This is a genomic window from Ferrovibrio sp. (assembly GCF_029255545.1).
Lineage (GTDB): Bacteria > Pseudomonadota > Alphaproteobacteria > Ferrovibrionales > Ferrovibrionaceae > Ferrovibrio.
This window is the reverse complement of record NZ_JANLJJ010000060.1, coordinates 18,625-31,777: the sequence shown is the minus strand read 5'-3', so window position 1 is coordinate 31,777 and position 13,153 is coordinate 18,625. Positions and strand designations below refer to the sequence as shown.

Annotated in this window: 18 protein-coding genes; 10 read left to right on the top strand and 8 right to left on the bottom strand. The window is 66.9% G+C overall.

Annotated elements, in window-relative coordinates:
- Nucleotides 1-114 precede the first annotated feature (114 nt).
- Entirely contained in the window at nucleotides 115-732 is a 618-nt protein-coding gene (locus tag Q1J79_RS12020; RefSeq protein ID WP_300300560.1) for a glutathione S-transferase family protein, read from the top strand.
- 9 nt (nucleotides 733-741) lie between these two features.
- Here Q1J79_RS12020 and Q1J79_RS12015 read toward each other — a convergent pair whose 3' ends face one another.
- Complete coding sequence (locus tag Q1J79_RS12015; RefSeq protein WP_300300558.1) at nucleotides 742-1,611, bottom strand: dienelactone hydrolase family protein; 870 nt, start codon at nucleotides 1,609-1,611, stop codon at nucleotides 742-744.
- Nucleotides 1,612-1,673: 62 nt separating this feature from the next.
- Here Q1J79_RS12015 and Q1J79_RS12010 point away from each other — a divergent pair, with 62 nt between their 5' ends.
- On the top strand, nucleotides 1,674-2,309 hold the full coding sequence (locus Q1J79_RS12010) for a LysE family translocator (protein ID WP_300300555.1): 636 nt from the start codon (nucleotides 1,674-1,676) through the stop codon (nucleotides 2,307-2,309).
- A gap of 51 nt (nucleotides 2,310-2,360) precedes the next feature.
- Here the strand turns inward: Q1J79_RS12010 and Q1J79_RS12005 are convergent, their stop codons facing one another.
- The 4 genes from Q1J79_RS12005 to Q1J79_RS11990 form a co-directional block, all read right to left on the bottom strand.
- Entirely contained in the window at nucleotides 2,361-2,966 is a 606-nt protein-coding gene (locus Q1J79_RS12005; protein WP_300300553.1) for a 2-hydroxychromene-2-carboxylate isomerase, read from the bottom strand.
- A gap of 5 nt (nucleotides 2,967-2,971) precedes the next feature.
- Nucleotides 2,972-3,892 carry a glutathione S-transferase family protein gene (locus Q1J79_RS12000; protein WP_300300551.1) on the bottom strand — a complete coding sequence of 307 codons (921 nt, stop codon included), beginning with the start codon at nucleotides 3,890-3,892 and terminating at the stop codon, nucleotides 2,972-2,974.
- Between the two features lie 52 nt (nucleotides 3,893-3,944).
- A complete protein-coding gene (locus Q1J79_RS11995; protein ID WP_300300549.1) occupies nucleotides 3,945-4,517 on the bottom strand; it encodes a TetR/AcrR family transcriptional regulator in 573 nt (190 codons plus the stop codon).
- Nucleotides 4,518-4,626: 109 nt separating this feature from the next.
- Nucleotides 4,627-5,106, bottom strand: a complete 480-nt coding sequence (locus Q1J79_RS11990) for a nuclear transport factor 2 family protein (protein WP_300300547.1) — start codon at nucleotides 5,104-5,106, stop codon at nucleotides 4,627-4,629.
- Nucleotides 5,107-5,307: 201 nt separating this feature from the next.
- Here Q1J79_RS11990 and Q1J79_RS11985 point away from each other — a divergent pair, with 201 nt between their 5' ends.
- Complete coding sequence (locus Q1J79_RS11985; protein WP_300300544.1) at nucleotides 5,308-6,333, top strand: aspartate-semialdehyde dehydrogenase; 1,026 nt, start codon at nucleotides 5,308-5,310, stop codon at nucleotides 6,331-6,333.
- A gap of 57 nt (nucleotides 6,334-6,390) precedes the next feature.
- Here Q1J79_RS11985 and Q1J79_RS11980 read toward each other — a convergent pair whose 3' ends face one another.
- Together Q1J79_RS11980 and Q1J79_RS11975 are read right to left on the bottom strand one after the other, a co-directional pair.
- On the bottom strand, nucleotides 6,391-7,029 hold the full coding sequence (locus Q1J79_RS11980) for an NrsF family protein (RefSeq protein WP_300300542.1): 639 nt from the start codon (nucleotides 7,027-7,029) through the stop codon (nucleotides 6,391-6,393).
- Nucleotides 7,026-7,580: a sigma-70 family RNA polymerase sigma factor gene (locus Q1J79_RS11975; RefSeq protein ID WP_300300540.1), complete on the bottom strand. Its 555-nt coding sequence runs from the start codon at nucleotides 7,578-7,580 to the stop codon at nucleotides 7,026-7,028. The genes Q1J79_RS11980 and Q1J79_RS11975 overlap by 4 nt, the downstream gene beginning before the upstream one ends.
- A gap of 195 nt (nucleotides 7,581-7,775) precedes the next feature.
- On the opposite strand from Q1J79_RS11975, the gene Q1J79_RS11970 reads away from it, so the two are divergent.
- From Q1J79_RS11970 to Q1J79_RS11945, 6 genes are all read left to right on the top strand, one after another.
- Nucleotides 7,776-8,060 (top strand): DUF2282 domain-containing protein, encoded by a 285-nt coding sequence (locus Q1J79_RS11970; protein WP_300300537.1) that lies wholly within the window; start codon nucleotides 7,776-7,778, stop codon nucleotides 8,058-8,060.
- 76 nt (nucleotides 8,061-8,136) lie between these two features.
- Nucleotides 8,137-8,973, top strand: coding sequence for a DUF692 domain-containing protein (locus Q1J79_RS11965; protein ID WP_300300535.1), 837 nt, complete (start codon nucleotides 8,137-8,139; stop codon nucleotides 8,971-8,973).
- Complete coding sequence (locus tag Q1J79_RS11960) at nucleotides 8,970-9,731, top strand: DNA-binding domain-containing protein (RefSeq protein ID WP_300300533.1); 762 nt, start codon at nucleotides 8,970-8,972, stop codon at nucleotides 9,729-9,731. Before Q1J79_RS11965 ends, Q1J79_RS11960 begins: the two co-directional genes overlap by 4 nt.
- 10 nt (nucleotides 9,732-9,741) lie before the next feature.
- Entirely contained in the window at nucleotides 9,742-10,182 is a 441-nt protein-coding gene (locus tag Q1J79_RS11955; RefSeq protein WP_300300530.1) for a DoxX family protein, read from the top strand.
- Nucleotides 10,183-10,244: 62 nt separating this feature from the next.
- Nucleotides 10,245-10,739 carry a PAS domain-containing protein gene (locus tag Q1J79_RS11950; RefSeq protein ID WP_300300528.1) on the top strand — a complete coding sequence of 165 codons (495 nt, stop codon included), beginning with the start codon at nucleotides 10,245-10,247 and terminating at the stop codon, nucleotides 10,737-10,739.
- Nucleotides 10,736-11,242 carry a PAS domain-containing protein gene (locus tag Q1J79_RS11945; protein WP_300300525.1) on the top strand — a complete coding sequence of 169 codons (507 nt, stop codon included), beginning with the start codon at nucleotides 10,736-10,738 and terminating at the stop codon, nucleotides 11,240-11,242. Before Q1J79_RS11950 ends, Q1J79_RS11945 begins: the two co-directional genes overlap by 4 nt.
- Before the next feature lie 6 nt (nucleotides 11,243-11,248).
- Here the strand turns inward: Q1J79_RS11945 and pdxY are convergent, their stop codons facing one another.
- Nucleotides 11,249-12,115, bottom strand: coding sequence for a pyridoxal kinase (gene pdxY, locus Q1J79_RS11940; protein ID WP_300300523.1), 867 nt, complete (start codon nucleotides 12,113-12,115; stop codon nucleotides 11,249-11,251).
- A gap of 165 nt (nucleotides 12,116-12,280) precedes the next feature.
- Here pdxY and Q1J79_RS11935 point away from each other — a divergent pair.
- Nucleotides 12,281-13,153: CoA ester lyase (locus tag Q1J79_RS11935; protein ID WP_300300521.1), on the top strand; the 873-nt coding region annotated here is incomplete at its 3' end.

Below are 13,153 nucleotides of genomic sequence, written 5' to 3'. Positions count from 1 at the left end.
CGCAGGACAAAAAGATCGAGGCCGGGACTTGTCCCGGCCTTTTTCGTTTACAGTCTCTTGTGCAGCGGCGGGTTTGACGCAACTCTGTGCGCCGTTACCGGGAGGGATGCAATCATGATGACGCTGATCGGCCGCAACCTGTCGCCCTATACGCGCCGCGTCGCGATTGCCATGACCATGCTGGACGTGCCGCATGCGCGCGAATACCTCTCGGTGACCGCCGATCCCGAACGCGGACTGGAGATCAATCCGGTTGGTCGCGTGCCGGCCCTGCAGCTGGAAGACGGCGACACGCTGATCGAGTCCGGCGCGATCCTCGATTACCTGATGGACCTGGTGGGCCCGGCGAAAAGCCTGATCCCGCCCCATGGCAAGGCGCGGCGCGACTGCCTGCAACTGATGGCGGTGGGCAGCGGCGTGCTGGATAAATCGGTGAACGCAATCTACGAGATGCGCCGCCGGCCGGCCGAGAAGATCCATGAGCCATGGCGCCAGCACCTGCTGCGCCAGGCGGCCGGCGGGCTGGCCGCGCTGGAGCAGCGGCGACAGGCCCCCTGGCTGCAGGGCGAACGCCTGACCATGGCCGACATCACCACGGCCGTCACCGTCACCTTCCTGCAGGCCATGCTGCCCGAACTGATCGGCAGCGGCCTGTATCCGCAGCTGCACGACCTCACCGTCCGCGCCGAGGCCCTGCCCGCCTTCCAGGCGCATAAGCTGGAAACGCCGTAGACGGCGCGGCTATTTCAGCCGCTCGGCGAAGAAGGCCAGGGCCTGCACGGCGACATCGGCGGTGGCATCGCGGTTGGCCGGCACGGCCTGGCGGGCGGGCGCCGGATCGTCGAAACCGTGCACCGCGCCGGGATAGACATGCGCCGCGAGGTCGGCGCCGCGCGCGCGACTTCTTTCGGTCAGCGTGAGGCAGGTTTTCGACGAGACCTCATCGTCATTCTCCGCCGCGTAGATCCGCGTCGGCGCATAGGGCAGCAGCCCGGTTTTGAACTTGTCTTTCAGGCCGCAGCCCGGATACAGCGCCAGCCCGGCGCGGAAGCCGTATTCCGGCCCGCCCAGCTGCGCGAGGCCCGGCGCATTCCGCGCCATCGCGGCCAGCACCGTGCTGCCGCCATTCGACCAGCCCATGATGCCGATACGCGCGCCGGCAATCTCGGGCCGACCGCGCAGATACCGCAAGCCGGCATAGGCGTCCTGCGGCCGCGCCTCGGTTTCATCCAGCTCGGCCGGACGGTCCTTGTAGGTGAAGCGGCCGAAGCCGGCAGGATAGCCGCGTGGCCCGAAGCCATCGACGATCAGCGCGGCATAACCCTGGTCGGCCCACCATTGCGCCCATTGGCGATGGCGCTGCGACAAGGTTTTCGCCGTGTAGACGCCTTTCGCCGCCGAGGAATAGGCCCCGGCGCGACCATGCATCAGCACCAGAGCCGGCACCGGCCGCGCGACATCCCTGGGCAGGAACAGGTAACCGACGAGTTCGACGCCGTCATGCAGCGCGGGAAACCGCACCGTCTCTTCCGCCGCCCACGCGGCACCGCCGGCGCTGGCCAGGATCACGGCCAGCATCATGGCCAGCAGCGCCAACATCCGTTTTCGCATCTTGCCCCTCCGCCCGATCCGGCTAGGCTAGACGGGCAATCGTTGCGAGGAAAGCATTCGTCATGCCGCTGTCGCTCTACATCGCCGCCGCCATCGCCGGGGCCGCCTATACCCTCACCCCCGGCCCGGCCTTCCTCGCCCTGCTGGGCATCGGCGCGGGACAGGGCCGCGTGGCGGGCCTGAAATTCCTCGCCGGGCATTTCGCCGGCGACATCGTCTGGGCCGCGCTGGCGCTCACCGCCATCATCGGCTCGGCCAGCCTCGGTGCGCTGGTCTTCGACATCCTGGGCTTCATCTGCGGCGCCTACCTGCTGCTGCTCGGCTGGCGCGCCGTGACGGTGCAGCGCCGTGACGATGGCAATCTCAGCACCGAGGTGGCGCAGCCTTTGCGCCGCGGGCTCGCTTTCGGCATCACCAATCCCAAAAGCTATGCCGTGGCGATTGCCATGTTCACGGCCCTGCTGGCCGCCCATGCCGGCGCGCTGACCTGGGCCAGCCTGCCGCCCCTGCTGCTGGCCGCCTGCGCCGGCTTCGTGATCGGCGATGCGATCCTGGTCTGGGTGATCGGGGCAGCGCCGGTGCGCAAACTCTATCGCCGTCACGAGCTCTGGGTGACGCGCATTTCCGGCGTGATCTTTTTAGGCTTCGGCCTGCAGGCTGTGTGGCAGTCGACGCCGGGATTAATGAAGCGGGTATGATTCCCTAATCCGTCATGGCCGGGCCGAGCCCGGGCATGACGGTGGAGAGAACTATGCTCGCCGCAACGCCTCGCGGACCAGCGGCAGGCGGTCGTTGCCGAAGAACATCTCCCCGTTCACGAACAGCGTGGGCGAGCCGAAGCCGCCGCGGGCGATCAGCTCGTCGGTATTGGCTTTCAGCTGTTCCTTCACGCCGGGTTCGGTGATCGCCTGCGCCAGCCGCGCGGGATCGAGGCCGGCGCGCTTTGCTGCTTCCGCCACCACGTCGTCCTGGCTGATATCGCGATCCTCGCTCCAGTAGAGTTCGAAGAAGGCCTGAGCCAGCGGCACTTCCCGGCCCTGTTCCTTGGCCCAGAGCAGCGCGCGCAGCGCCTTCACCGGATTGACCGGAAATACTTTCGGCGGGAACACGATCTTCACGCCGGCCAGCCGCGCCCAGGCCTGCATGTCCTTCTTCGTCCATTCGTCGCGCGCCGGCACGGGATTCTCGCGCATGCGGTACATGGTGGGATTCACCGTGTTGAACACGCCGCCGACGAGAAACGGCCGCCAGATGATTTTCGCGCCCTCCTCCTTCGCCAAGGCCTGCACGTTGACGAAGCACAGATACGTCCAGGGCGAGGAGACGTCGTAGAAGATTTCAATTTGTTTGCCCATCGCCATCACCCCTTGTGCGGCACGAGGATGAAGCCGGCGCGCGGGAAATGCACCTGCACGTCGCCGGTTTCCTCCGAGGCCCTGCGGATGGTAATGCTCTGGGCATCCAGCGCCACCAGTTGCCCCACCACCGGGTCGCGGCCGGTATCGTCGGGGGTGACGCTGACGGTATCGTTCAGGCTGAGGCCCAGCGCGTTGGCCGCCACGCCGCCGGGCATGGCCATCGGCACGGCTTTGGATGCGATGGCGAGCGCCTCCTTGCCGTCCATTTCGGTGGGTGTGCCATGGCCGAAGGCCTTCATGCGGTCGGCCCAGGCATTGAGTTTTGTATAGTCGGCCACGGCGTCGGACTTGGCGCGGTCGCGCACGAACCACACGCCATGATAGACGGCGAGATCGGCCAGCGACGGCGCATCGCCGAACAGGAAGGCGCGGCCGTCGCTCAGCGCCTCTTCCACCCAGTCGAGATGGGCGCGCAAAGGCCCATGCATCACGGCCGACTGGCGCTTGAGCTTCGTGCGATCAATGGGCCGGCCGGAGAATTTGGCGCGATCTTCCAGGAAGGCATCGGGCATCTGCTCGCCCATGATGCCAAAGGCGATGGCGACGCAGGCCGAGAAAAGCTGGTGATCGGCCCAGTAGGCGACGCCCTCGGCCAGGCCTTTCGACAGGCCGGGGAACAACGTGGGCTGCGGATGCCGGCGTTCGATCTCGCGCAGGATGATTTGTGTGTCGCAGAAGATGTCGGCGCCGATCTGCAGCACCGGCGTCTTGCGGTAGCCGCCGGTAAGCGGGGTGAGATCGGGCTTGGGCAGCATCGGCGGGATTTTCACCGAACGCCAAGCCAGTTCCTTGATCCCGAAGGCGACACGCACTTTTTCCGAAAACGGCGAAGTGCCGTAATGATGCAGGATCGGGCCCGACATGGTGTTTTCTCCCCTCAAGGTCTGGGAGGAGATTAAGGGCGTTGCCGCAGCGTCAGGCAAGCGCGGCATTCAGCCGGGCGCGCATTTCCTGCATCTGCCGCATGAATACGGCCGGATCGTTGAGCGCGCGGCTGAGCGTCAGCGCACCCTGGATGCCGGCCACGGCGGATTCTGCCAGGACGTGGGCATGGGCGAGGGCATCCGCCGCGCCGCCCGCCGCCAGCGCCAGCGCCAGCGCATCGATCCAATGGGTGAAATAGCCCTGCACGGCAGCGGCGAAACGATCACGCGTGGCATCCAGCGCAAAGGCGCCGACCAGGCAGATGCGCCGGCCGGAACGGAAATAGGCGTCCACCGCATCGAACATCGCGGTGATGGCGACGCGCGGATCGTCCGATTGCCGCAGGGGCGCGTAGACCTGCGTCTCGAACCAGCCGTCGATATGGGCAAGCACTTCCGCGCCCATCTGGTCCTTGCCGCCGGGGAAGTGGTTATACAGGCTGCCCTTGCCGAGCCCCGTGGCCTCGGTGATCGCGCTTAAACTGCTGCCGGCGAAGCCGTGTTCGCGGAACACCTCGGCGATGCGGGTTATGGCGTCTTCGCGGCTAAGCAGGGCGGCGGGCATCGGTGCACATTACTCCCAATCGTCATGCCCGGACTTGATCCGGGCATCCACGTCTTACTAAAAAAAACTCGTGGATGGCCGGGTCGAGCCCGGCCATGACGGTTCTTTTTCACATCCCCAGTTCCGTCAGCCCCGGATGATCGTCCGGCCGGCGGCCCAGCGGCCAATGGAACTTGCGGTCGCTCTCCGCGATCCGCACGTCGTTGATGCTGGCCTCGCGGCGTTCCATCAGGCCGTTCGCATCGAACTGCCACTGTTCGTTGCCGTGGCTGCGATACCACTGGCCGCTGTCGTCATGCCATTCATAGGCAAAGCGCACGGCGATGCGGTTATCGGTGAAGGCCCAGACCTCCTTGATCAGGCGGTAATCCATCTCGCGCTGCCATTTGCGGGACAGCAGCGCCTCGATCTCGGCCCGGCCGCGGATGAATTCCGCCCGGTTCCGCCATTGGCTGTCGGGGGTGTAGGCCAGCGCCACACGGGCTGGATCACGGCTGTTCCAGGCATCCTCGGCCATGCGGGCTTTCTGGGCGGCGGTTTTGGCGGTGAAGGGCGGCAGGGGCGGGCGGGACTGAATGGGGGCGGTCATAGGGGGCTCCATTATTTGTACCTATCGGTACAATGCGGCTGCCCGGGTGTCAAGTGCGGCAATTTCCCGCTTGATAACCGGGAAAACCGGGCCTAGTTTCCGCCTCGCCTGCCGGGCACGGCCTGCCGGGCGCCAACATTGTCCTCGTGTTCCAACGTCCGCCGGGTGCCGACCTGCCGGACCAGAGAAAGAAGGTACGTCATGACCTATAAGGTCGCCGTCGTCGGCGCCACCGGTGTGGTGGGCCGCGAAATGCTCAACATCCTGCACGAACGCAACTTCCCGGTCTCGGAAGTGGTCGCGCTTGCCTCGCGCCGCAGCGTGGGCAAGGACGCCCATTTCGGCAACCAGAAGATCAAGGTGAAGGCGCTCGACGATTACGATTTCAAGGGCGTCGACATCGCGCTGTTCTCGGCCGGTGGCGCCACCTCGAAGGAATGGGCGCCGCGTGTCGCGGCTGCCGGCGCGGTGGTGATCGACAATTCCAGCCAGTGGCGCATGGATCCCGACGTGCCGCTGATCGTGCCTGAGGTGAATGCCGACGCCATTGCCGGCTATCGCAAGAAGGGCATCATCGCCAATCCGAACTGCTCGACCGCGCAGTTGGTCGTCGCGCTGAAGCCCCTGCATGACCGCGCCACCATCAAGCGCGTTGTGGTCTCGACCTACCAGTCCGTCTCGGGCGCCGGCAATGACGGCGTGACCGAGCTGGAGCGCCAGACCAAGGCGATCCTGGTCAATGACCCGGTCGAGAAGCAGAAGTTTCCCAAGCAGATCGCCTTCAACGTCATTCCCCATATCGACGTCTTCATGGACGACGGTTACACCAAGGAGGAATGGAAGATGACGGCCGAGACCAAGAAGATTCTCGACCCCAAGATCAGGCTGACCGCCACCTGCGTGCGCGTGCCGGTCTTCATCGGCCATTCGGAAGCGGTGAATATCGAGTTCGAGCAGCCAATCTCGGCCGAGGAAGCGCGCGAGATCCTCTCCAGCGCGCCGGGCGTGCAGGTGCTGGATCGCCGCGAGCCGGGCGGCTACATCACGCCGCTGGAATGCGCCGGCGACTACAACACCTTCGTGTCGCGCATCCGCGAGGATTTCACGGTCGAGAACGGCCTTGCGATCTGGGTGGTCTCGGACAACCTGCGCAAGGGCGCGGCGCTGAACGCCGTGCAGATCGCCGAGGCGCTGGCCGCCAATCATCTCAAGAAGCAGGCTGCGTAAAAAAGCCTGTAGCAGCGTCATCTCGCAAAGGGCCGCCTCGCGCGGCCCTTTTTTTATTCACCAGCGCAGCAGGCGGCTGCCCAAAGCAGCCCCCAGCGCGGTCAGGATCGCAATCGCCAGGCTGTACCACACGGCAACAAAAAGCGGGCTGTCATCCGGACAATGCGAGGCATAGAAGCTGGCGGCGATGCCGCCTGCAATAAGCCCCGCCACGGCACCGGCCAGGGCCGGATGCGCCGGCGCGCCGCGCCGCAGAGCCAGCAGCAGCAGGCCGAGCGGCGCCAGCCCGATCAGCGGAACGTAAGTGAGGCAGACCAGCGAGTTCGAGCCGATCATCGCCACGCGCCAGGAGCTGGACGGCAGGGCGGCGAGCTCAAGCGCGACGCCAAGCGCCAGCAGGCCGGGGCTGAGCAGGACGGCGACGCGCCACAGGCCCGGATTGACGCCGGGCCGGATCAGCCGCAGCACTAGGCCGATGGCCGGCACCGCCAGCGCCAGCGTGACGATGAACTTGAAGACAAAACGGATTTCGCCCAGCGACTGCAGCGCGTTGTCGCGCGGGCCCAGCAGGATCCAGAAGGCAATCGCCGCCGCCGTCACCGCCAGGGCGAGCAGCAGAGCGAAGTAGCGCTGCAGCGAGGCCGGCGCCGCGGTCGCATCGGCGGCGATGGCGCGGATCAGCTCGTCGGTCTTCATTCCGGCCTCTCTCTCAGCTTGGTGGCCAGGGCCGCCAGTCCGCGATGCAGGGCGACCCGCACCGCGCCTTCGCTCATCAGCAGCCGCGCCGCCGTATCGCGGATCGAGGCGCCATCGACGGCAATTGCCTGCACCACCTGGCGCTGGCCCTCGCTCAAATCACCCAGATGGCGCGCGACATCGCGCGTCAGGCTGTCATCGGCTTCGGGTGGCGCCGCGAGCATATCGCTCAAATCGTCGACATCAACCTCGATGCCGCGCCGGCCACGCTTGCGCAGGGCATCGACCAGCTTGTTGCGGGCGATGGCGCGGATCCACGGCCCGATCGGCTCGTCAGGCCGCCAGGTCTGCCGCTTGAGATGGATCGCCAGCAGGGTTTCCTGCACCACATCCTCCGCATCCTGCGCCGCCATGCCGGCGCGCAACAGCCCGCGCCGCGCAATCGCGCGCAGCACCGGCGCCAGTTGGGCAAGCAGGGCCATATAGGCAGCGCGGTCGCCCGCGAGGCCGGCCCGCATCAGGGCCGCCCATTCGGCGTCTCGCTCGCTCACATCAGTTCCATTCGCTGCACAGGGGAGGAGTGTTACGGCAGGGGGACGAAAAAGCCTACCCGGGCGGGCGGGCTACACAAAACCGTGATCAGCGTAACACAGGCCGGCAGAGTGTCGAATGACTGGGTAAGGGCGGCAGCAGGCCGCATCCGCCCGCCTCCCACCCCCTGCGGCTGATCGACTGAAGGAAACACCATGTCCGCGAAGACCCACCTGACCGCCGCCATCCTGGCCGGCTCGCTCGCCACCGCCATCGGCCTGATTGCCCTGGATGCGCCGGCCCAGCCGGCCGACAAGGAGAAATGCTACGGCGTCTCGCTGGCCGGCAAGAATGACTGCGCCGCCGGCCCCGGCACCACCTGCGCCGGCACCTCGAAGGTGGATTACCAGGGCAATGCCTGGACGCTGGTTCCCAAAGGCACCTGCGTGACGATGAAGACGCCGAAGGGTACGGGTTCGCTGCAGCCGATCAAGGGCTGATCTTCGCCCCGGAGTGATCCCTGGACGGGGCGCCGTCCGTTCCCCCCGGCGCCCCGTCTTCTTCCGGAGAGTCACGATGCTGCCCATAGCCACAGGCACCGGTTTCAAGCCCGAACATTTCGCCGCGCTGCGCGAGAGCCCGCGCAGCATCGGCTTCATCGAGGTGCATGCCGAGAATTATCTCGGCGATGGCGGCCTGCCGCATGCCATGCTGGCCGACCTGCGCCGCGACCATGCGCTGTCGCTGCATGGCGTCGGCCTGTCGATCGGCGGCGAAGGCGCGCTGGATGCCGGTCACCTGCGCCGCCTGCGCGCTTTGTGCGACCGGTATGAGCCGCAAAGCTTCTCCGAGCATCTGGCCTGGTCGAGCCATGGCGGCGTCTATCTGAACGACCTGCTGCCGCTGCCCTATACGGAAGCCACGCTCAAACGCGTGCGCGACCATGTGGGCCAGACGCAGGACGTGCTGGGCCGCCGCATCCTGCTGGAAAACCCGGCGACCTATGTCAGTTTCGGCGCCAGCACGATTCCGGAAACCGAATTCCTCGCCGAGATCGCCGCGCGTTGCGGCTGCGGCCTGTTGCTGGACGTGAACAACGTCTACGTCGCCTGCCGCAACCGCGGCGAAGATCCGGCGGATTATCTGCGGCGCTTTCCCCACCAGCATGTCGGCGAGATCCATCTGGCCGGCCACGACGCCACCACCGACGGCCATGGCGCGCCGCTGTGGATCGATCATCACGGTGCCCCGGTCGCCGATCCGGTCTGGGCTTTGTATGACGAAGCGTTACGGCTCTGCGGCGCGGTGGCAACGCTGATCGAATGGGACAACGACCTGCCGGCCTGGCCGGTGCTGGCGGCGGAAGCGGCAAAAGCGCAGGCCGTGCTCGACGGCCTCAGGCAGGCGGCATGACCATGCAATCCGCTTTCGCCACCGCGCTGCTGGAGCCCGAACTGCCGCCGCCCGCCGGCCTCGTCGCGCCAGCCGATCCGACGCAGCGTTTCAATGTCTATCGCAACAATGTGGTGTTCGGCCTGGTGCGCGCGCTGGCCAGCGGTTTTCCCGCCACCGAGCAGATTGTCGGCGCGGCATTCTTCGCCGCGATGGCGCGCGCGTATGTGCTGGCCGAGCCGCCGCGCTCGCCCGTACTGCTGCAGTATGGCGAAACCCTGCCGGATTTCATCGCCGGCTTCGCGCCGGCGGCAAGCCTGCCCTACCTGGCCGACGTGGCGCGGCTGGAGGCTTTGCGTAGCCGCGTGCATCACGCCGCTGACGCCGATGCCGTGTCGCCGAGCATCCTGGCGCGGCTGGACCCAACGGGATTGCAGCAGATGCGCTGCCGCCTGCATCCGGCCTGCGCGCTGCTGCGCTCAAGCCATCCGGTCGCCACCATCTGGGCGATGAACAGCGGCGCGATGCCGCTGCAGGAAATCGCTGACTGGACGCCGGAGGATGCGCTGGTGCTGCGCGCCGGCCAGGGCCTGACGCAGCGCGTGGAGATTCGCCGCCTGCCGCCCGGCGGCGGCGCGTTCCTCGGCGCCGCGCAGGAGGGGTTGCCGCTGGGCGAGGCTGCCGCGATCGCATTTACCGAGACCACCGATTTCGACCTCGCGGCCGCGCTGGCCGCCCTGTTCACCGATGGCCTGATCACCGCCATCCAGACCGCCTGAGAGAATCACCATGTCCGCCGTCCATCTCGTCCAGCAGGCCATCGCCGGCCTTGAGCGCATCCCCTACAGCCTGATCGCCCTCGCCGCGCGGCTGTTCCCGGCCGTGATCTTCTGGCAGTCCGGCCAGACCAAGCTGGATGGCTGGCGGATTTCGGAGAATGCGGTCTTCCTGTTCCGCGAGGAATATAGGCTGCCGCTGATCGATCCGGTGCTGGCCGCGCATCTGGCGGCTCTGGGCGAGCATCTGCTGCCCATCCTGCTGGCGCTCGGCCTGGCCAGCCGCTTCGCCGCCCTGGGCCTGCTGGGCATGACGGCGGTGATCCAGGTTTTCGTCTATCCCGATGCCTGGCCGACCCATGGCGTCTGGGCCGTGGCCCTGCTGCTGGTCATCGCGCGCGGACCCGGCCGCATCGCGCTGGATGCGCTGATCGCAGCGCGCGCGGAACAATAGATCCAGTCCGGAAAGCAACGATGAGTTGCAGAAAGGCGCGGCATCGGGCGTAATGCCGCCGCATGCCAGCTTATTCACTTCCCGATGATTCGCATCCGCTGATCCAGCGGGCGCATGAATACTGGCTGAACATCCACCCGCCCGGCGGCGGCCTGCCGGGCCGCACCCGGCTGGACCCGGCCGCCGTGCCCAGCCTGCTGCCGTATGTCTGGCTGGTGGATGTGCAGCGCGAGCCTTTGCGGTTCCGCTATCGCCTGCTCGGGACCGCGATCCGTCGCGTCACCGAGAGCGGTGAACAGGTGGTCGGCCGCTGGATCGATGAGGTCGACCCGGCTTTTGCCCCCGGCCACCCGCGCTTTGCCGCTTTTGCCGAGGTGGCCGAGCAGGGCCGGCCCGGCTATCGGAAGGGCGTGCCGGCGTTTCCCCTGGGGCTCGAGCATCTGACCATCGAACGCATTTTCCTGCCGCTGGCCGCCGATGGCCGGTCCGTCGATATGCTGTTCTGCCTGTCGCTGTTCATGACCAGAAACGGCCAGTTGCTGAAAGGCAGCGCATGACCACCGATTTCACCCTGCCGGCCAATGCCCATTGGGCGATGCATGACGGGCATGCCTACTGGCAGCGGGCCCGGCCGGACCCCGGCCTGCTGCCGGGACGACGACATATCGATCCGATGGAGATGCCGCGGCTGCTGCCTTATGCGTGGCTGCTGGAGGTGCATCCGCCGGCCGATGGCATCGCCATTCCGCGTTTCCGCTTCCGCCTGGTTGGCAGCCATGTCGATACCGGCTTCGGCGGCCCGAAGACCGGACGCTGGCTGCACGAGATGGAACCGGATTTCAACAGCAACGCGGCGATGCAGGCCGGCTTCGTTGCCGTGGCCACGGAAGGCCACGTCAGCCATCGCCGCGGCAAACCACGTTTCGCCATGAATGCCGAGGCCGCCGAACTGGAGCGGCTGATGCTGCCGCTGGCCGGCAACGGCCGCGACGTCGACATGCTGCTGGGCTTCACCGTGTTCTACGGCGGCGACGGCAACGAACTACGCACCACGCTCTGAGCGCGTTCAGCGCACCCGTTCGATATCGGGCAGATGCGATGGCGCGATCAGCGCGTCCTGCATCGCCTCCAGGCGCATCTCGGGCGCCTTGCGCTCCAGCGCGTCGCGCAGCACCGCATAGGTGCCGGACATGGCGAACAGCATCGCCTTTTTCTGCGTGCGGCCTTTCAGCAGGCGGGCGAGGAACAGCGCGGCGAACAGGTCGCCGGCGCCCTTGGGCAGGCCATGGCCCAGATCGGGCACGGCACAGAGCCAGGCGCCGTCGCGGTTGACCAACAGGGCTTCCAGCATCTCCACGCCCTGATTCTGGCCGCCATCGCGGCGCTTCAGCGTGGTGGCGATCACGGTCTGCGGGCCTTTGGCGCGCAGCGCATCGCAGGCGGCCAGCGCGGTGGGCAGGTCATCAACCTTCGAGCCGGTCAGGTATTCCAGCTCGAAGCCGTTCGGCGTGGCGATATCGGCATGACGCAGCAGGTGGTCGCGGATGAAGGGCGGCAGGCTGTCCTGCACATAGAGGCCGCTGTCGCTATCGCCCATCACCGGGTCGCAGAGGAAGATCGCCTTCGGATTGGCGGCCTTCACCGCCTGCGCCGCGCGCAGGGCGGCCTCGGCGGTGCGCGGATTGCCCAGCCAGCCCAGCAGCACGGCATCGATCTGCCCCCATTCCGGCCTTGTCTGCAGGGCGGCGATCCAGGCATCCAGTTCGGCCGGCTCGGTCGGCCGGTGCGCTGGCGGGCCATAGGAGGGATTGAAAGCCAGCAGCCCGGTCGGCACCGCCCAGACCTCCACCCCCTGGCGCTGCAGCGGGAAGATGCCGGCATTGTTGCCGACATGGCCAAAAATCACCTGGCTCTGGATACTCAGGACACGCATGGCCGGTTGTTCCTGTGCGAATTGCTTGATCGGGAGGCGGGACGCTGGGGAAAGCCGGCCCGGGAAAGCCGGCCTGGGAAACTTGCCATGCCCCCGGCCACGATTATAGTGGCGCCGACGATATTTTTCGCACTGCAACATAAGCAAAAACAGAGAGGAATCCGCATGTCCGCCGCATCCGTCCGCCCCCGCCGCAGCGTGCTGTACATGCCGGGCTCGAATGCCCGCGCGCTGGACAAGGCCAGGACCCTGCCGGCCGATGCCCTGATCCTCGACCTGGAAGACGCCGTGGCGCCCGAGCAGAAGGCGCTGGCCCGCGAGCAGGTCTGCGCTGCCGTGCAGGCCGGTGGCTATGGCGGGCGCGAGCTAATCATCCGCACGAACGGCCTCGACACTCCCTGGGGCAAGGACGACCTGATCGCGGCAGCCAAGGCCGGCCCCGATGCCGTGCTGCTGCCCAAGGTGGAAAGCGCCGCCCAGGTGCAGGCGGCCGAGGCTTTGCTCAAGACCAGTGGCGCGCCGGACAAGACCGCGATCTGGTGCATGATGGAAACGCCCAAGGGCATCCTGCATGCCGAGGAGATCGCGGGCGCCTCGAAGCGGCTGGCGGTGTTCGTGATGGGCACATCGGACCTGGTGAAGGACCTGAACGCGCAGCACACGCCGCTGCGCCTGCCAGTGATCACATCGCTGGGCCTGTGTATGCTGGCGGCGCGTGCCTACAACTTAAGCATCCTCGACGGCGTCTATCTCGACCTCGATGACGAGGCCGGCTTCGAGGCTGCCTGCAGACAGGGCCTGGAACTGGGCTTCGACGGCAAGACGCTGATCCATCCCAAGACCATCGACGCCGCCAACCGCGTGTTTGCGCCCAGCGAGGCGGAGGTGGCGCGTGCCCACAAGATCATCGCCGCTTTCGAGGCCGCCTCGAAGGAAGGCAAGGCCGTGGTGCTGGTGGACGGCAAGCTGGTGGAAAACCTGCATGTCGAGCAGGCGAAGAAACTGGCAGCCCTGGCCGACGCCATCGCGAAACTGCAG